General features: G+C 65.4%; 15 protein-coding genes. 12 read left to right on the forward strand and 3 right to left on the reverse strand.

The features are described from left to right. Nucleotides 1-593 precede the first annotated feature (593 nt). From tsaC to yedA, 3 genes are all read left to right on the forward strand, one after another. Nucleotides 594-1,184: an L-threonylcarbamoyladenylate synthase type 1 TsaC gene (tsaC, locus tag QUG03_RS01800; protein ID WP_500819234.1), complete on the forward strand. Its 591-nt coding sequence runs from the start codon at nucleotides 594-596 to the stop codon at nucleotides 1,182-1,184. A 26-nt stretch (nucleotides 1,185-1,210) separates the two neighbouring features. Continuing rightward, nucleotides 1,211-1,879: a protein TolQ gene (gene tolQ, locus QUG03_RS01805; RefSeq protein WP_500819235.1), complete on the forward strand. Its 669-nt coding sequence runs from the start codon at nucleotides 1,211-1,213 to the stop codon at nucleotides 1,877-1,879. Nucleotides 1,880-1,964: 85 nt separating this feature from the next. Then, complete coding sequence (yedA, locus tag QUG03_RS01810; protein ID WP_227105589.1) at nucleotides 1,965-2,828, forward strand: drug/metabolite exporter YedA; 864 nt, start codon at nucleotides 1,965-1,967, stop codon at nucleotides 2,826-2,828. Here yedA and QUG03_RS01815 read toward each other — a convergent pair. Then, nucleotides 2,825-3,352 carry a cytochrome b gene (locus QUG03_RS01815; RefSeq protein WP_488876562.1) on the reverse strand — a complete coding sequence of 176 codons (528 nt, stop codon included), beginning with the start codon at nucleotides 3,350-3,352 and terminating at the stop codon, nucleotides 2,825-2,827. The two genes, yedA and QUG03_RS01815, sit on opposite strands and share 4 nt — an antisense overlap. Nucleotides 3,353-3,553: 201 nt before the next feature. Continuing rightward, nucleotides 3,554-4,717, reverse strand: a complete 1,164-nt coding sequence (locus tag QUG03_RS01820) for a lytic polysaccharide monooxygenase (protein ID WP_107801020.1) — start codon at nucleotides 4,715-4,717, stop codon at nucleotides 3,554-3,556. Nucleotides 4,718-5,156: 439 nt separating this feature from the next. Between QUG03_RS01820 and QUG03_RS01825 the strand changes: the two genes are divergently transcribed. The 6 genes from QUG03_RS01825 (at nucleotide 5,157) to gap (ending at nucleotide 13,722) form a co-directional block, all read left to right on the forward strand. Next, nucleotides 5,157-5,891, forward strand: coding sequence for a GntR family transcriptional regulator (locus QUG03_RS01825; protein ID WP_019101073.1), 735 nt, complete (start codon nucleotides 5,157-5,159; stop codon nucleotides 5,889-5,891). Further along, a complete protein-coding gene (nagA, locus tag QUG03_RS01830) occupies nucleotides 5,888-7,009 on the forward strand; it encodes an N-acetylglucosamine-6-phosphate deacetylase (protein WP_227105585.1) in 1,122 nt (373 codons plus the stop codon). Before QUG03_RS01825 ends, nagA begins: the two co-directional genes overlap by 4 nt. Next, nucleotides 7,002-8,012: an SIS domain-containing protein gene (locus QUG03_RS01835; RefSeq protein ID WP_227105583.1), complete on the forward strand. Its 1,011-nt coding sequence runs from the start codon at nucleotides 7,002-7,004 to the stop codon at nucleotides 8,010-8,012. The genes nagA and QUG03_RS01835 overlap by 8 nt, the downstream gene beginning before the upstream one ends. Before the next feature lie 124 nt (nucleotides 8,013-8,136). Continuing rightward, complete coding sequence (ptsP, locus tag QUG03_RS01840) at nucleotides 8,137-10,641, forward strand: phosphoenolpyruvate--protein phosphotransferase (RefSeq protein WP_500819236.1); 2,505 nt, start codon at nucleotides 8,137-8,139, stop codon at nucleotides 10,639-10,641. Between the two features lie 159 nt (nucleotides 10,642-10,800). Further along, on the forward strand, nucleotides 10,801-12,477 hold the full coding sequence (gene nagE / locus QUG03_RS01845) for an N-acetylglucosamine-specific PTS transporter subunit IIBC (protein WP_107801016.1): 1,677 nt from the start codon (nucleotides 10,801-10,803) through the stop codon (nucleotides 12,475-12,477). Nucleotides 12,478-12,708: 231 nt separating this feature from the next. Further along, nucleotides 12,709-13,722 carry a type I glyceraldehyde-3-phosphate dehydrogenase gene (gene gap / locus QUG03_RS01850; RefSeq protein ID WP_107801015.1) on the forward strand — a complete coding sequence of 338 codons (1,014 nt, stop codon included), beginning with the start codon at nucleotides 12,709-12,711 and terminating at the stop codon, nucleotides 13,720-13,722. A gap of 95 nt (nucleotides 13,723-13,817) precedes the next feature. On the opposite strand, the gene QUG03_RS01855 is transcribed toward gap, so the two are convergent. Further along, nucleotides 13,818-14,261, reverse strand: coding sequence for an Lrp/AsnC family transcriptional regulator (locus QUG03_RS01855; protein ID WP_019100282.1), 444 nt, complete (start codon nucleotides 14,259-14,261; stop codon nucleotides 13,818-13,820). Between the two features lie 430 nt (nucleotides 14,262-14,691). Between QUG03_RS01855 and phoB the strand changes: the two genes are divergently transcribed. From phoB to tal, 3 genes are all read left to right on the forward strand, one after another. Further along, nucleotides 14,692-15,381: a phosphate regulon transcriptional regulator PhoB gene (phoB, locus tag QUG03_RS01860; protein WP_048412957.1), complete on the forward strand. Its 690-nt coding sequence runs from the start codon at nucleotides 14,692-14,694 to the stop codon at nucleotides 15,379-15,381. Between the two features lie 6 nt (nucleotides 15,382-15,387). Next, the gene (phoR, locus tag QUG03_RS01865) at nucleotides 15,388-16,695 is read left to right on the forward strand and encodes a phosphate regulon sensor histidine kinase PhoR (RefSeq protein WP_107801014.1); all 1,308 of its coding nucleotides are present in this window, start codon (nucleotides 15,388-15,390) and stop codon (nucleotides 16,693-16,695) included. A 320-nt stretch (nucleotides 16,696-17,015) separates the two neighbouring features. Continuing rightward, nucleotides 17,016-18,077, forward strand: coding sequence for a transaldolase (gene tal, locus QUG03_RS01870; protein WP_500819237.1), 1,062 nt, complete (start codon nucleotides 17,016-17,018; stop codon nucleotides 18,075-18,077). Nucleotides 18,078-18,173 lie beyond the last annotated feature (96 nt).

Here is an 18,173-nt window from a genome sequence, read left to right on the forward strand (position 1 = left end):
CCTTTGATGAATTTTTGAGGGTTTTAAGCTGTATAAGCTTTTGTTTGTTGTGGGTTATAGGTTTGCCCATGATGTTAGCATCGGCATGAAATATCATCATTAGGAAAAGTCTTAAAAAAACTAGGTTTTGCCTGTCTGTGCTGGGCATGAGGTTGTTCATGATTTTTAATTAATATATTAATATTGAAAGGATTGTTTTCTATTTCTTAATAAAATATATATTTATCTATATTTTATATTTATATGTGTTTTTGTAGAGTATCCCTGTCAGGCCTGATCGCTGGCTTGGGCCGCGGCTCTTGAAGGACTCGCGGCGCGTATACGCTAAGGAGGAGTCATGATCCGAGTGGACGAGGGAGAGGCTGCTGAGCCAGGGAGCTGGCGTCGCCAACTAACACATTTCCTGCGTCACGAGCGCCGCTGCTGGCGCCGGCTGGCGTATTGGTTGAAGCAATTCCGCAGCGACAGGCCGCCGCTTCGCTGCTACGCCTGGCGGCCGGCGCCGGAGGATGTTGACGACGCGGCGTCGAAGCGCTAGGTCGCCGCCGCGGACAGCGGTACAATGCGGCTTTACTTTCGCATCGCCGTCCATCATGAAGTTCACGCTAGGCCAGGTGCGGCCCGTGCCCCGTCTGCCCGGCCGCGCCCTGCAACAGCAGGCCCGCGCCGCCTTGAAGCAAGGCGAGGTCATCGCCTATTCCACCGAGTCCTGCTACGGCCTGGGCTGCAATCCGCTGGATGTGCGCGCCATCCGCAAAATTCTGGCGATCAAGGCCAGGCCCAATCACAAGGGGCTGATCGTGATCGCGGCCGACGTCTCCCAGATCCGTCATCTGATCCGTCCGTTGAGCGCCGCCCAATACGCGGAACTGGCGCGCTACTGGCCCGGTCCATATACTTTTTTGCTGCCGGCCTCGAGCCGGGTGCCGCCGGCCTTGCGCGGCAAACACGACAAGATCGCCGTGCGCGTGACAGCGCATGGCGAGGCGGCTGCCTTGTGCCGCAGCCTGGGCACGGCGCTGGTGTCCACCTCGGCCAACCGCGCCGGCCAGCAATCGCTGAAAACCGCGCGGGCCTGCCGCGAGGCTTTCCGCCAGCGGGTGCTGACCCTGCCGGGCCGCATCGGCAAGCGGCGCAAACCGTCCACCATCATTGATTTGGAAACAGGCCGCGTGTTGCGCTGAGCCTGGCGATTACAAGAGGAGTTGCCGTGCAACAGATTTCCTTCCTGAGCCTGATCCTGGACGCCAGCCTGATGGTGCAATTGGTGATGGCCGGCCTGGCCTTGATGTCGGTGCTGTCCTGGGCCCTGATCTTCAACAAGATCGCCGTGCTGCGCACGGCGCGGCGCAATAGCGACGAGTTCGAGCGTAATTTCTGGAGCGGCGCGGACCTGAACCGCTTGTACGAGGACGCCAGCCGCCGTAGCGACACCGTGGGCATGGAGCGCATTTTCCAGTCCGGTTTCGCCGAGTTCCTGAAGCTGCGCGGCCGCAACGGCACCGAGCTGTCCGACATCATGGCCGGCTCGCGCCGGGCGATGAAGGCGGCGGCGCAGCGCGAGCTGGACGCCCTGGACAGCCATACCTCCTTCCTCGCCACCGTCGGTTCGGTCAGTCCTTACATCGGCCTGTTCGGCACGGTGTGGGGCATCATGCATGCCTTCATCGGCCTGGGCAACGCCGGCCAGGCCACCTTGTCCACGGTGGCGCCGGGCATCGCCGAGGCGCTGGTGGCCACCGCCATCGGCCTGTTCGCCGCGATTCCGGCGGTGGTGGCCTACAACCGCTTCGCCACCGACGTCGACCGCTTGGCCACCCGCTTCGACAGTTATATGGAAGAGTTCTCCAACATCTTGCAGCGCTTGGCCACGCGTTAAGCCTGGCCCGTCCGCGGCAAAATTGGACTTGCCACGGACATTCCCATACGGCATGGTATCCGGTTCCACTTTCCCGAGCCGCACCATGCCGTTTTCGCGCATCCCCCCGCTGACCTTAGCTGCTTTCTTCGCCCTGTACGTGATCTGGGGCTCCACCTATATGGGCATACGCATAGGCATCGAGTCCTGGCCGCCGATGATGATGGCCGGCCTGCGCTTTTCCCTGGCCGGCTGGCTGATGCTGGCCTATCTATGCTTGCGCAAATACCCGATGCCGAATGCGCGCGAGCTGGGCGGCGCCGCCTTGCTCGGCGTGCTGATGCCGGCGGTGGGCAACGGCTTGGTCACGGTGGCGGAGAAAGACGTGTCCTCAGGCGTGGCCGCCTTGGTGATCGCCACCGTGCCGCTGTTCACCCTGTTGTTCGCGCGCATGTTCGGCCAAAAGGCGCGTAAGGTGGAATGGGCCGGCATCGGTCTGGGCGTTTGCGGCATGGTGCTGTTGAATATGGGGGCCAATCTGAAGGCCAGCCCCAGCGGCGCCGCGCTGCTGCTGCTGGCCTCCGCCGGTTGGGCGCTGGGCTCGGCCTGGAGCCGCCATTTGGCTCAGCCCAAGGGACCGATGGGCAGCGCCTGGATGATGATTTTCGGCGGCGCAGCCTTGTTGCTGGCCAGCCAGGCTTATGGCGAGAAGCTGCAGGCGATGCCGACGCTGTCCAGCTGGCTGGCCTTGTTTTACCTGGCGGTGTTCGGCTCCATCATCGCTTATAGCGCCTATCTGCACTTGCTGAAGACGGTGTCTCCGGCCGCCGCCACCAGCTACGCCTACGTCAACCCAGTGATCGCGGTTTTGCTGGGCGTGGTCTTCCTCGGCGAGCATATCGGCCTGCACGAGATGCTGGCGATGAGCGTGATCGTGGCGGCGGTGGTCTTGATCAGCTGGCGGCGTTAGCCCGTCAGCAGCGACATGCGCCGCAGCAGGCGCCGGCCTTGGCGCTGGTGTTGAATCACCGCGCCGATGTGGGCGGTCAATAGCAGAGCCAGCAGCACATTGCTGGCGAAGTGCAGCTTGGCCAGCGCGCGCGTGGCCGCGCCGGCTTCCAGGCTGGGCGGCAGCGTGATCAGGCCGAACAGATCGACCGGCCGCTCCATCATCAGCCAGCCGCTGGCCAGCGATAGACAGCTCAGCAGATAGAGCAGCGCGTGGGCGCGGCGCGCCAGCCGGTGCTTGGCGGGCGGAATGCCGGCCGGCGGCGGCATGCGGAAGCTGGCGCGGTAAACAACGCGCAGCAGGAAGACCGGCATCAACAAGGTGGTCAGCGCAACGTTGAACGGCGGAATCGCCGCGGCGACGGCCGGCGGCAGCGCGCCGGAGGCGAGCGCGAAGCCGCTGATCATCGCCCACAGGATCACGACTGCGCAAATCCAGTGCAGCCAGGCGGCGATGGGCGGATAGGTCTGGGTTGGGGTTTCCATCGGAATCGGAATCGGCTTTCTTGCGAATCCCGGCAGGCGACGCGCGGCCGCCGTCCTGCCTGCGTCGCGGGCATGGCGCGGTGGCCATCCAAGGAATGGGCCTGCGGCAGGAGGAGTGTGGGAGAGACCGGCCTTCCGGGACGGGGAAGGCCGGCGAGTCAACACGTCAGGCGTTCAGCCCGCGCGCTGACAAGGGGACGGTCAGGCCGGAGCCCACAAGGCGGGTTGGGTGGACGGAGTCCAGCCCGCGCCGGCCCAGGCGGTGTGCGGCTGCAGGCAACGGTACTTCTTGCCCTGGTAGCTGACGATCTGGCCGGCGGTGTAGGACAGGCCTTCCTTCCAGGTGTCGCCCACCGGCGGCGGCGTGATGCCGCCGTCGCCCTTTTTCAGGTCGATCTGATAGGTGTAGCCCTTGTAGCTGTCGTTCAGGTACACGCGGTTGGCGGTGGCGCTGCGTTCCGGGGTGATGCTCACCGTGCGTTGCTTCTGATTCATCACGCCGATGCGGATCGCTTTGGAGGTCGCGTTCACTTTCACACCCAGCTCGTACGGCCAGTTCGCCATCTGGCCGCTGACGGCGTCCAGCTTGACCGGGATGGTTTCGGCGTCGCGGCCGCTGGCGTCGAACACGCGCAGGGTGGCGGTGCTGTTGTTCGGCAGGTTTTCATAAGCGGTCACCTTGCCGATTTCCTTCCACGGATTGGTCACCGGCGGCGGTTCCGGCGGATTGGTGCCGTCGCCGAATACCACGTCGGAGCACGAGTAGAACGCTTCCTCGCTGTCCGCGCGCTTCCAGACGTTGAAGATGATATGCGGGCCGCTCTTGCCAGCCGGCAGCTTGGCCACCATGTGGTAGCGCTTGTTGGCGTCCAGCGGCGGGTTGCCGGTCACGGTGTGGAAGGGCTGCGGATCCAGGTCGGACCACTTCAGCGGCTTGGTCTGATCCCAGCCGTTCTTGGTGACGTAGAACTTGAAGTATTTGGTCGAGTGCGGCGCGGTGGCGTGGTAGACGAACTCGTAGTTGCCGTTGGCGTCCGGCACCAGCTTGGTTTTCGGCCAGTCGGTGCGTCCCAGATTGAAGCCCTTGAACTTGTCCTGGCCGCCGGCGCAGAGCTTGCCGTCCGGCACCACCGCCGCGTGGTTGTCGCCTTGCGGGTTCTGGTTGATGCCGTTCCAGTCGTACATGGCCTGGGTGCCGCCCACGCGGCGGGCTTCCTGGCATGCGGCGGATTTCGGCGATTCCGCGCCCTCTTTGAAGCAGTTGTAGGTGCGGTTGATCGGCACTTCCATGGTGCCGTGGGCCCAGAGCGGCGCGCTGAGGCAGGCCAGGGCGAGGGCGGCGGGAAGGCGCAGTTGTGGTTTCATTCTGACTCCTTTGAGCTACGAGTGGTATGCAAGCGCCCAGCAGTTTGCCGAGCAGTCCAATCATCATAAAAATGCCATATGATTTAAAATGAGACGACTATTTTTAATGTAAGTTTGGCGAAAGGTACTATTGCCATACTTACTGTGTGGTCTTGTATCTGCTTGATTCTTGCAAAAAACGCTCATTACCTGACCTGTCCCGCAGGTCAATACGCATTGCTCCCGCAATTTCCCCTGCCAAATCATCTGTTTGTCGTTTTGCTGCCATGCAGCAAGCGGACAATGATGTGCGTAAATAAAATGGTATTGACGTGGTATTAATGTGGTATTAACGTTCGCGGTAAGCCGGAAGGCCGGAATCGACTCGCGTCAGCGTGGAAGATGCCAGCCGGGGAGCCAGGTTATACACTGGGGTTTTCAGACCACTTGCAGACAACCCATGGAAAATCGCTGGCTTGCATTGAAACCGGATGAAACCCTGACCACGCCGCTGTATCTGCAGTTGTCGCGGAAATTGGCCGACGCCATCAACGCCGGCTGGTGGCAGGCGGACGAGGCGCTGCCGTCGGAACGCACGTTTTCCGAAGAACTGGGCATTTCGCGCGTGACGGCGCGCAAGGCGATGGATGTGCTGCTGGAGCAGGGCCTGATTCGCCGGCGCCAGGGCTCGGGCACCTTCATCACGCCGAGGCTGGAGCAGCCCTTGTCGCGGCTGACCGGCTTTACCGAACAATTGCGCCAGCGCGGCTTCGTGCCGTCGTCGGTGTGGCTGGAGCGCGGCGTGTTCGCGCCCAGCAATGAAGAAGTGATCAAGCTCGGGCTGTCGCCCACTTCGCAGGTGTCGCGGCTGAAGCGCCAGCGGCTGGCCGACGGAGTGGTGATGGCGATCGAGATGACGACGCTGCCGGTGGCGTATCTGCCGGAGCCGCAGCAAGTGGGCACCTCGCTGTACGCCCATCTGGACGCCAGCGGCCATTCGGTGGTGCGCGCGCTGCAGCATATCCGCGCGGTGAACGCCTCCGGCGACATCGCCACGCTGGCCGGCATCCGCCCCGGCGAAGCGATGTTGCTGATCACCCGCATCGGCTTCAACGCCGAGAACATCGCGATTGAATTGACCGATACCTATTGCCGTAACGACTACTACGATTTTGTTGCCGAACTGAGACGATGACCCAAAACCGAGTGCTGCAAGGACGCATCCTGACCGAGGCCGGCTGGATGGACGGCGAATTGAAACTGGCTGCCGACGGCCGCATCGAGGCCATAGACGCGCGCTTGGCCTCCGGCCGAGCGGTGGAGCGTTATTTGCTGCCGGGCTTCATCGACCTGCACGTCCACGGCGGCGGCGGCGTCGACATCATGGAGGGCGGCCGCGCCGCCGAGAGCGTGGCCAGGCTGCACGCCCGCTTCGGCACCACATCCTTGCTGGCCACCACCATGACCGCGCCGCCGATCGACATCGAACAGGTGTTGCGCGCGCTCGGTTCCTCCTGTCGCGAACGCCAGCCCGGCGGCGCCCGCATCCTGGGCGTGCATCTGGAAGGCCCTTACATCAATCCCGGCAAGCTGGGCGCCCAGCCCGACGACGCCTGCCGCGCGGTGATGGAGCAGGTGGACTGGTACCGCTCGCTGGCGCCGGTGTCGCTGATCACGCTGGCGCCGGAAATCGCCGGTCATATGGACATCATCCGCCAGTTGGCGGAGCAGGGCGTCAAGGTGCAGCTGGGCCACACCCTGGGCAGTTACGAGGACGGGGTGCGGGCGCTGGAGCAAGGCGCGTCCGGCTTCACCCATCTGTTCAACGCGATGAGCGGCCTGCACCACCGCGAGCCCGGCATGGTGGGCGCGGCGCTGGCGCACGCCGAATACGCCGAATTGATTCCGGATCTGCTCCACGTCCATCCGGGCGCGATCCGGGCCGCCCTGCGCTCGATTCCGCGCCTCTACTGCGTGACCGATTCCACCGCCGCCGCCGGCATGCCGGACGGCGAATACAAGCTGGGTTCGCACTCGGTGACCAAGTGCATGGGCGGCGTGCGCCTGGCCGACGGCACCCTGGCCGGCAGCACGCTGACCATGGACCAGGCGCTGCGCAACCTGGTGTCCATCGGCCTGCCGCTGGCGGACGCCTCGCACCGGCTGTCGCTCTATCCCGCAGACTACCTGGGCCTGGCCGATCGCGGCCGGCTCGCCGTCGGCGCCTGGGCCGACATCGTGACGATGGACGCGGATTTGAATTTGCAGCAAGTCTATGTAGAGGGAGAACAGATTGGCCTCGTTGATGCTTGAAGAAGCGCTGTACGCCGCCGAGGCGGTGGCCGCGCAACACATGTACGCCGATGAAGCGCTGGCCGCGCTGGGACGCGCGCTGGCGGTGGAACGCCCCAGCCTGGCGCTGACCGTGGCCCGCGGCAGTTCCGATCACGCCGCCAACTACTTCGCCTATCTGGCGATGCAGCGGCTGGGCGTGCCGGTGGTGTCCTTGCCGATGTCGCTAGTGACCCTGCACCGCGCGCCGCTGGCGGTGAAGGGCCAGCTGGCGGTGGCCCTGTCCCAGTCCGGTCAAAGCCCGGACCTGATCGACACCATGAAGGCGCTGGGCGCCGCCGGCGCGCGCACCGCGGCGCTGGTCAACAAGCATCAATCGCCGCTGGCCGCCGCCTGCGAATGGGTGGTGCCTCTGTGCGCCGGCGACGAAAAAAGCGTGGCCGCCACCAAGAGCTACATCACCTCGCTGTCCGCGGTGGCGCGCCTGGTCGCTCACTGGCAGGCGGACGACGCGCTGCTGGCCGCGTTGGCCAATCTGCCGCAGCGCCTGACCGAAGCCACGCGCCAGGACTGGACGGCGGCGGTGGACGTCTTGCGCGACGCCGAACGCATCATGGTGGTGGGCCGCGGTCTGGGCTTCGCCGTGGCGCTGGAAGCCGCGCTCAAATTCAAGGAAACCTGCGCGATCCAGGCCGAGGCCTTCTCCGGCGCCGAGATCAAGCACGGGCCGATGGCCTTGATCGACGACGGCTATCCGCTGCTGATCTTCGCGCCGCGCGGGCCGGAGCAACAGGGCCTGATCGATCTGGCCGAGGAGATGCGCGGCCGCGGCGCCAAGGTGCTGCTGGCGGCGCCGGAAAATATCGCCAGCCGCGACCTGACCCTGGCGCTGGCCGACGACGAGGCGCTGGATCCGCTGCTGGCGATCCAGAGCTTCTACCTGATGGCGGCGCGCTTGTCCGAGGCGCGCGGCCTGAACCCGGATCTGCCGCGCCACTTGTCCAAAGTGACCTGCACGCGCTGAGTCCGGTCCTGCTTGAAACCGCGCCCCGACCGTCTGCGCGAACGGGGCGCGCCGCGAACGGCGTCCAGCGGAAGCCGCGTCGGCCGCGGAGACACATCAGTCAGTAAGAATGGAGACGCCCCCCATGTCCGCTACGCTCGAACTCCTGGCCCCGTTTGACGGGCCGTCCGTGCCGCTGAGCCGCGCGCCCGATCCGGTCTTCGCCGGCTTGATGATGGGCGACGGCCTGGCGATCGAGCCGCTGTCCGGCACCCTGCTGGCGCCCTGTGACGGCGAGGTGGCGCAATTGGCGCGCACCGGCCACGCCTTGACGCTGCGAGCCGCCAACGGCGCGGAAGTGCTGATCCACTTCGGCATCGACACCGTCAAGCTGGAGGGCGAGGGCTTCAAGCCGCTGGTCAAGGCCGGCGACGCGGTGCGTCAGGGCCAGCCCCTGATCGAGGTGGATCTGGACGCGGTGGCGCGGCGCGCGCCGTCGCTGCTGACCATGGTGGTGATCGCCAATGGCGAGGCTTATGCGCTGGAAAGTCGGGGCGAGGGCTGGCAGCAGGCGGGCCGCAGCGTGTTTCTGACGCTGTCCGGCGGCGCGGCGGCCGACGAGGCCCCCAGCGCCGAGGGCGCGGAAAGCCGCGGTCAGGCCACGGTGCGTCACGCCGGCGGCCTGCACGCGCGGCCGGCGGCGCTGGTGCAGAACGCGGCGCGTCAATATCGCGCCAGCGTGCGGGTGGAGTTCAGAGGCCAGGCGGCCAACGCCCGCAGCGTGGTGGCCCTGATGGGCTTGGGCGTGGCCGAGGACGACGATGTGGCGGTGCTGGCGCAGGGCGAGGACGCGGCCGCCGCGGCCGCGGCGGTGATCGCCGCGCTGCAGACCCGCACCGAATCCGGCCACGGCGGGCCCGCGCCCTTGGCGAGCGCGCCGGCGCGCGCGTTGCCGGCCGGCTGGATAGGCGGCGTGTGCGCGGCGCCGGGCCTGGCCATCGGCCAGGTGGTGCGTCTCGACGCCTTCGAGCCGCAGGTGGCGGAGTTCGCGGTCAACGCCGACAGCGAGCGCGAGCAATTGCGCCGGGCGCTGGCCGAGGTGAGCGCCGGCATCGCCGCCGCCATCGACACAGCCTTGCGCCGCGGCCAGACCTCGCAAAGCGACATCTTCGCCGCCCATCTGGCGCTGGTGGACGATCCGGAATTGCGGGACGCGGCGGAACGGGACATCGCCGCCGGCCACAGCGCCGGCCACGCCTTCCGCCAGGCGGTGCGCGCGCAATGCCGCGTGCTGTCCGGCCTGGGCAGCCCCTTGCTGGCCGAACGGGTCGCGGATCTCAAAGACATTGAACGCCAAGTGCTGAAAGCCCTGCTGGGCGACGCCCAAAGCGAGCCCGAACTGTATCCGGCTTCCATTCTGGTGGCCGAAGACCTGGCGCCTTCCGAACTGACCCGGCTGCCGCGCGAGCGGGTGGCCGGCATCCTGTCCGCCGCCGGCGGCGCCACCGGCCACGTGGCCATCCTGGCGCGCGCGCTGGGCATCCCGGCCCTGGTGGCTTGCGGGCCTCAGGTGTTGCGGCTGGACGCCGGCAGCGAAGTTTTGCTGGATGCGAGCCAAGGCGGCTGTCATCCGGCGCCGGACGCCGCCCTGTTGGCCGCCGCCCGACAGGCGATGGCGGAACGAGAGAGCCGCCGCGCCGGTATGCGCGCGGACGCCGACGGCGCCGCGGTGACGCTGGACGGCGTGCGCGTCGAGGTGGCCGCCAATATCGCCAATGAAGAGGACGCGCGCGAAGCGGTGCGCCACGGCGCCGACAGCGTCGGCCTGCTGCGCACCGAGTTTCTGTTCATCGACCGTCAGGACGCGCCGGATCGCTACGAACAGGCCAACGCCTATCAGGCGGTGCTGGACGAATTACAGGGCCGCGTCGCCATCATCCGCACGCTGGACGTGGGCGGCGACAAGGAAGTGCCCTATCTGATCCTGCCGCCGGAGCCGAATCCGGCGCTGGGCCTGCGCGGCATCCGCACCGGCTTCGCCCATCCGGAGATGCTGGACGAGCAACTGCGCGCGTTGCTGATGCTGCGGCCCTTGTCCTTGCTGCGCATCCTGGTGCCGATGATCGCCGATGTCGGCGAACTGCGGCGCTTGCGCCAGCGCATCGACGCGCTGGCCGAGGAAGCGGGGCTGAGCGAGCGGCCGCAGCTGGGCGTGATGGTGGAAGTGCCCTCCGCCGCGCTGCTGGCCGACCAACTGGCCGCCGAGGCCGACTTCCTGTCCATCGGCACCAACGACCTGACGCAATACACGCTGGCGATGGATCGTTGCAACGCCTCGCTGGCCGCCAGCCTGGACGCGATGCACCCGGCGCTGCTGAGGCTGATCGAACGCACGGTGGCTGGCGCCAGCCAGCACGGTAAATGGGTGGGCGTATGCGGCGCCCTGGCCTCGGACCCGCTGGCCGCGCCGGTGCTGGTCGGCCTTGGCGTCGCCGAACTATCGGTCAGCCCCGGCCTGGTGCCGGAGATCAAGGCCAAGGTGAGGACGCTGGACCAGCAGGCTTGCCGCAAGCGCGCCGAGCAATTGCTGGCGCTGGATTCCGCCGCCGCGGTGCGCGCGCAGGCCGCCGAATGGTGGCCGGAAGATTGAATCGGCCCGGCGCGCAGGCGCGCGCGGGGCTTTTATGAAGTGGTTTTGAAGTCATCGCATGCCGCGGGGACACGCGGCAGCGAGCGGTACAGACACACAAGAAGGTAGCAGCCTGGAGCGCCATGCCCCCATCGGCGTCCATACACTGGGAGACGAGACGTGAGTACCTCTGACAATAAATTCGCTGGCATTCAGCAGCTGGGCCGCGCCCTGATGCTGCCGATCGCCGTTCTGCCCGTGGCGGGCTTGCTGCTGCGCCTGGGCCAGCCGGACCTGCTCAACATCAAGATGATGGCCCAGGCCGGCGACGCCATCTTCGGCAACCTGGCCCTGATTTTCGCCATCGGCGTGGCGGTGGGCTTCGCCAAGGACAACAACGGCACCTCCGGCCTGGCCGGCGCCATCGGCTATCTGGTGATCACCGCGGTGCTCAAGGTGATAGACGAGAAAATCAATATGGGGGTGCTGTCCGGCATCCTGTCCGGCCTGGTGGCCGGGGCGCTGTACAACCGCTACAAGGACATCAAGCTGCCCAGCTACCTGGCCTTCTTCGGCGGCAAGCGCTTCGTGCCCATCGTCACCGGCTTCTCCATGCTCTTGTTGGGCGCGGTGCTGGGCTATGTCTGGATGCCGGTGCAGACCGGCATCGACAGCGTCGGCCGCTGGTTGATTGGCGCCGGCGAGATAGGCGTCTTCGCCTACGGCGTGCTCAACCGCGTGCTCATCGTCACCGGCCTGCACCACATCCTCAACACCATTGTCTGGTTCCAGGTGGGCGATTTCGCCTCCGCCGCCGGCAAGGTGGTGCACGGCGACCTGACCCGCTTCTTCGCCGGCGACAAGACGGCCGGCATGTTCATGTCCGGCTTCTTCCCGGTGATGATGTTCGGCCTGCCGGCCGCCTGCCTGGCGATGTACCGCACCGCCAAGCCTGAGAACAAGCAAGCCGTCGGCGGCCTGCTGTTCTCGATGGCGCTGACCGCGATGCTGACCGGCGTCACCGAACCGGTGGAATTCGCCTTCATGTTCCTGGCTCCGGCGCTGTACGCCATCCACGCGGTGCTGACCGGCCTGGCCATGGCCTTGATGCACGCGCTCAACATCAAGTTGGGCTTCGGCTTCTCCGCCGGCTTGTTCGATTACTTGCTGAACTTCGGCCTGTCCACCAAGCCGCTGTTGCTGATCCCGGTGGGCATCGGCTACTTCGCGCTCTACTACGTGCTGTTCGTGTTCTTCATCAAGAAATTCGACCTGAAAACCCCGGGCCGCGAAGACGCGATGGTGGCCGTGGCGGCGGTGGCCGCCGGCAGCGACCGCGCGCGCGCCTTCATCGCCGCGCTGGGCGGCGCCGCCAACCTGAAGTCCGTGGACGCCTGCACCACCCGTCTGCGTCTGCAAGTGGCCAGCAACGACAAGGTGAGCGAAGCCGCACTCAAGGCGCTGGGTTCGCGCGGCCTGATCAAGCCGGCCGCCGGCAGCGTGCAAGTGGTGCTGGGACCGGAGGCGGACCTGATCGCCGACGAAATCCGCGTCGCGCTGGGCAACCCGGACGCCGAGGCGGCCGTCCAAGCGGCCGCGCCGGCGCAGGCCCTGGGCGAGGTGGTCGGCATAGACCGCGAACGCTGGCTGGCGGCGCTGGGCGGCGCGGCCAATGTGCTCAAGGTGGAAGCCGTGGCCGGCAGCCGGCTGCGGGTGGAAGTGGCCAACGCGGAGCTGGTGGACCAGGCCGCCCTGCAACAACTGGGCGCCAGCGGCGTCACCGCCTTCTCCGGCACGCTATTGCATATAGTATTGAATAGCGACGCGGGCGATTACGCCGCCGCATTGCAAGGCTGAGCGTCGTTTCCATGCGCCGCGCGTCGCGGGGCCTCGGACAGGCCTTGAGAACCGGGCGTCGCCCGGCGGAATTTGACGCACGGCAAGCTTGGGCGCAATTTCCGCACTGCCGATGTTGGTAATTCGCCCACTACTTATGTAGCGAGTTGATTACAAGCGGAATCAGGCGGACAGTGGTGGCGCAGGGCACGGGAAGATGACCTTGCGCCATTTCAACTTGGAGGATGCATCATGACGTTGCGAGTTGCTATCAATGGTTACGGCCGCATCGGCCGCATGATTGTGCGTGCATGGCAAGAGCGCTATGCCGATCAGGACATCGAGATTGTCGCCATCAACGATCTGGCCTCGCCGGAGCTGCATGAACACCTGACCCGTTACGACAGCGTGCACGGTCCGTTCGCCGCTTCCGTGGCGCTGGACGGCGATCACCTGGTGGTCAACGGCAAGAAGATCAAACTGCTGGCCATCCGCAACCCGGCTGAGCTGCCGTGGAAAGAATTGAACGTGGACGTGGTGATGGAATGCACCGGCTTGTTCACCACCCGCGAAAAAGCCGGCGCGCATCTGCAGGCCGGCGCCAAGAAAGTGCTGATCTCCGCTCCGGGCGGCGAAGGCGTGGACGCCACCGTGGTTTACGGCGTCAACCACCAGCAGCTGAGCAGCGCGATGACCATCGTCTCCAACGCCTCCTGCACCACCAACTGTCTGGCCCCCATGGTGCAGCCGCTGATCGACACCATCGGCATCGAGCGCGGCCTGATGACCACGGTGCACGCTTACACCAACGACCAAGTGCTGCTGGACACCGATCACAAAGACCTGCGCCGCGCCCGTTCCGCCGCCGTGTCCATGATCCCGACCAAGACCGGCGCCGCCGCCGCGGTGGGCCTGGTGCTGCCGCAATTGAAGGGCAAGCTGGACGGCTTCGCCGTGCGCGTGCCGGTGAGCAATGTCTCGCTGGTGGACCTGACCTTCACCGCCGGCCGCGATACCAGCAAGGAAGAAGTGAACCAGCTGATCAGCGACGCCGCCAAAGGCCCGCTCAAGGGCGTGCTGGGCGTCAACACCTTGCCGCTGGTGTCCTGCGACTTCCTGCACAACCCGGCGTCCAGCACCTTCGACGCCACGCTGACCCGCGTCATCGGCGGCCGCGAAGTCAAAGTGCTGGCCTGGTACGACAATGAATGGGGCTTCTCCAACCGCATGATCGATACCGCGGTGGCCTGGCAGGCCGCCAAGTAAGCGCCCAGCGGGGTTCCGGCTCAAGAAACGGACAGGCTTGCCTGTCCGTTTTTCATGGCGCGGCGCCAGGAGCGGGCGCTTGGGACGGCGCCGGTTTATTCATCCTGCTGCAGATCCGGCAGCCGCGGCGGCACCGGCACCTCGATCACGATCGAGGTCTTGGTGTCGCCAAACTGCATCAGCCGCGCGATCAAGGCCTGCAGCGTGGGCATATTGTCCACCACCACTTTCATCATCAGTCCGCTGGTGCCGGTCACCGACATGCATTCGATGATCTCCGGCATGGTGCGGATTTCCTCTATCACCGCGAAGTACTCCAGATGCTTGACCGTCAGCTCTATCATGCAGCAGATGGGCATGCCCACCTTGTTGGGATCGATGGTGGCGCGGTAGCCGGTGATCACGCCTCCGCGCTCCAGTTTGCTCACCCGGTCCGCCACCGCCGGCGGCGACAGATTCACCCGCCGGGCCAGTTCCGCGAAGCTGATTCGGGCGTTTTCGTGCAGTGCGGCGATGATTTTTCTATCAAATTTATCCATTCTTCGATTATAAGGAAATATGACGAAACAAACTTATAAAAAAAGGCGTAATGGCTGAAAATCCAATCATCCATCTGATCAAAACGCCTGTTTGCTACGTAAAATGCTGGCCGTATCAGGGTTGGCCGCACTGTCCCGCGGCCCGCCTGTCCAGATCCGTTGCGGATGAGAATTGTCCCAAAACGCTCTCATTTGAAACTGTCCTGGTGATCTCTTTGTCCCTGGTCTCTAGTCAGATCAAATCTGTATTGACGACGACCATTCCGGGCCTGTTCACAGCAACAGGCCCGTTTTTTTTGGCTTGCTGAGGCGTCTACGGCTGGCGCGTTAAAATAATCTGCGCCAAAGTGGGAAAGTTTGACGAAATGTCATATTTTTGTAATCACCCGTTTTTATCCTTGCCACACACTCAAACGGGAATGGATCAACCATGCCAGCCAATATCTTGCTTGTTGAAGACGAACCGGCAATCCAGGAGCTGATTGCCTTCAACCTGGCGCAGGCCGGCCACCATGTGCTGCGGGCCAGCACCGCCGAAGCGGCGCTGACGCTGGTGCGCAACGCGCTGCCTGACCTGGTGCTGCTGGACTGGATGCTGCCGGGCGCCAGCGGCGTGGACATCGCCAAGCGCCTGCGCGCCGACGAGCGCACCCGCCACGTGCCCATCATCATGCTGACCGCGCGCTCGGACGAGCAGGACAAGATCACCGGCCTGGAAACCGGCGCCGACGACTACATCACCAAGCCCTTCTCGCCGCGCGAGCTGCTGGCGCGCATCAAGGCGGTGTTGCGCCGCCGCGCGCCGCAGATGACCGACGACGCGGTGGATGTGCAAGGCCTGCGGCTGGACCCGGTCACCCACCGCGTCACCGGCAACGGCGGCGTCATCGATCTGGGCCCCACCGAATTCCGCCTGCTGCACTTCTTCATGACCCACCCCGAGCGCGTGCATTCGCGCTCCCAACTGCTGGACCAGGTGTGGGGCGACCATGTGTTCGTGGAAGAGCGCACCGTGGACGTGCATATCCGCCGGCTGCGCAGCGCGCTGGAGGGCACCGGGCACGACACGCTGATCCAGACCGTGCGCGGCACCGGTTATCGCTTTTCCACCCAGCAGTGAGGCCTGATGCCTGAATTTCTGAAACGCACGCTGGCCTCGCTGCTGGCGACCGCCGTCATCGGCCTCGGCTTCTGGCTGGGCTCGTCGGCGGAAGACGGACTGATCGCGGTGGCCATCTGCCTGGGCGGCTGGCTGGCCTTCAATCTCTACCATGTGGCGCTGCTGTTGCGTTGGCTGCAACGGCCGACTCCGGAGCGGGTGCCTGACGGTTTCGGCGTCTGGCACACCATTTTCATGACGCTGTACCGTACCACCCGCACCCAGAGCCAGAGCCAGAAAAAGCTCACCCACGCGCTGGAGCGTTTCATCAACGCCGGCGAGGCGATGCCGGACGGGGTGGTGGTGCTGGACGAGCACGACCGCATCGAATGGATCAATCCGATGGCGGTGGAGCATCTGGGGTTGGACCGCAAACGCGATGTCGGCAACCAGATTCTCAATCTGATCCGCCAACCGGCCTTTCACGCCTATATGAACGAGGCGCGCTTCAGCCAGCCGCTGGTGCTCAACTTCGTGCAGCCGCGCGAACTGGTGATCTCCTTGCAGATGGTGCCCTTCGACTCCACCCGCAAGCTGCTGCTGACCCGCGACATCACCCAGTTGGAGAGGGTGCAGACCGTGCACAAGGATTTCGTCGCCAACGTCTCGCACGAGCTGCGCACGCCGCTGACCGTGGTGGGCGGCTTTCTGGAGACGCTGGGAGACATGCCGCAGGTGGACGACGCCACCTTCCGCCAGTTTCTGCCGATGATGATGGAGCAGTCGCGGCGCATGCAAAGCCTGGTCGAGGACTTGCTGACCCTGTCCAAGCTGGAGAACAGCCCCAAGGCGACGGTGTCGGAGCGGGTGGACATGCAGGACATGCTGGACACGCTGATGGTGGAGGCCGAGGGCCTGTCCCACGGCCGCCATCAGGTCAAGCTGGACCGGCACAGCGACGCCTGGCTGTGGGGCAGCCAGCAGGAGCTGCACTCGGCCTTCGGCAACCTGGTGTCCAACGCGGTGCGCTACACGCCGGAGGGCGGCTGCATCACCCTCAGCTGGAAAGAGGAGGGCGAGCAGCTGCGCTTCTCCGTCAGCGACACCGGCATCGGCATCCCGCGCGAGCATATCCCGCGCCTGACCGAGCGTTTCTACCGGGTGGACCGCGGCCGTTCGCGCGGCAGCGGCGGCACCGGCCTGGGGCTCGCCATCGTCAAGCACGTGCTGGCGCGTCATCATGCCCGGCTGGAGATCAGAAGCGAGCCGGACAAGGGCAGCGTGTTCTCCGCGGTGTTCCCGCGCGACCGCCGCAGCGGCTCGCAAGCGGCCTGAGCGCCGCGCCGCGGGGCCGCATGCGGCGTATTCTTGCAAGCTTGGGTCGGCGCTCTTGGCGCGCCGCTCCAAGCGGGTTAGGATGTCCGTTTTAGCCCGCCGATTTTAGAACCTGTTCAAAGTCTGCTGCGCTTCGGCGATACGGCGTTAGAAACCCGCTTCGAAATGCTCATGTACCGTATGTGCATTCCGCTTCCTCGGCTGTTTTCGTCTTGTCTCGCCCTTGTGCGCGAGACTCTGAACAGGCTCTATGGCGTGGTAGCCACCGGCCGGCTCGGCGACGCCGGGTCCGCCCTGACTTTATTCTGGATCGTTCCACCATGAATCGACTGCAATCCATCCGCCCCTTCGGCCAGCGCATCTGGCTGGACAATCTGTCCCGCGAACTGATCGCCTCCGGCGAACTGGCGCGCCTGCTGGCCGACGACGGCATTGCCGGCGTGACCTCCAATCCGGCGATCTTCTACAAGGCGATCAGCGGCGACGCCAGCTACCAGGCCGACCTGGCCCGCCTGAAAGCGGACGCCGGCCTGTCGGCCGAGGCGCGTTACGAAGCGCTGGTGGTGCCGGACATCCAGGCCGCCTGCGATCTGCTGCGCGGCCAGTACGACGCCAGCCAGGGCAACGACGGCTATGTCAGCCTGGAAGTGTCGCCGGAGCTGTCCAACGACGAGGCCGGCACCCTGGCCGCGGCGCGCCGCCTGTGGGCGGAAATCGCCCGCCCCAACGCCATGATCAAGATCCCGGCCACCGCCGCCGGTATCCGCGCGTTTCAGGCGCTGACCCGCGAAGGCGTCAACGTCAACATCACCCTGCTGTTCTCGCTGCCGCAAGTGGAAGCGGTGTGGGACGCCTACATCGCCGGCCTGTCCGCCCGTCACGCCGACGGCAAGGATGTGTCCGGAATCAAGGCGGTGGCCAGCTTCTTCCTGTCCCGCGTCGACAGCCTGCTGGATCCGCAAGTGGGCGCGGCCCATCAGGGCAAGGTGGCCATCGCGCTGTCCAAGGCCGCTTACGCCCGCTACCGCGAACGTTTCCACGGCGCCGAGTTCGCCGCGCTGAAAGCCGCCGGCGCGCGTCCGCAATATCTGCTGTGGGCGTCGACCGGCACCAAGAACGCCGCTTACTCCGACGTGCTCTACGTGGAAAGCCTGATCGGCGACGAAACCGTCAACACCGTGCCGGACGGCACGCTGGCGGCCTTCCGCGATCACGGCCAGGCCGCGTTGACGCTGCCGGAAGGCATGGACGACGCGCAAACCCTGTTGCACGCGGTGGGGGCGTCCGGCGTGGATCTGGCCGCCGCCGGCGAGAAGCTGCAGCAGGACGGCTTGAAGCTGTTCGAAGACGCGTTCGAGCAGCTGCTGAAGCTGACCGCCTGAGAGTGTAAACCAGCTCTGAGAACGTGTTTACGATCTCGCGAGCTAAGGTGAGACAAGGCGAAAACAGCTGAGAAAGCGGAGTGTACACACGGTACA

This window comes from Chromobacterium sp. CCUG 30098 (assembly GCF_059916605.1).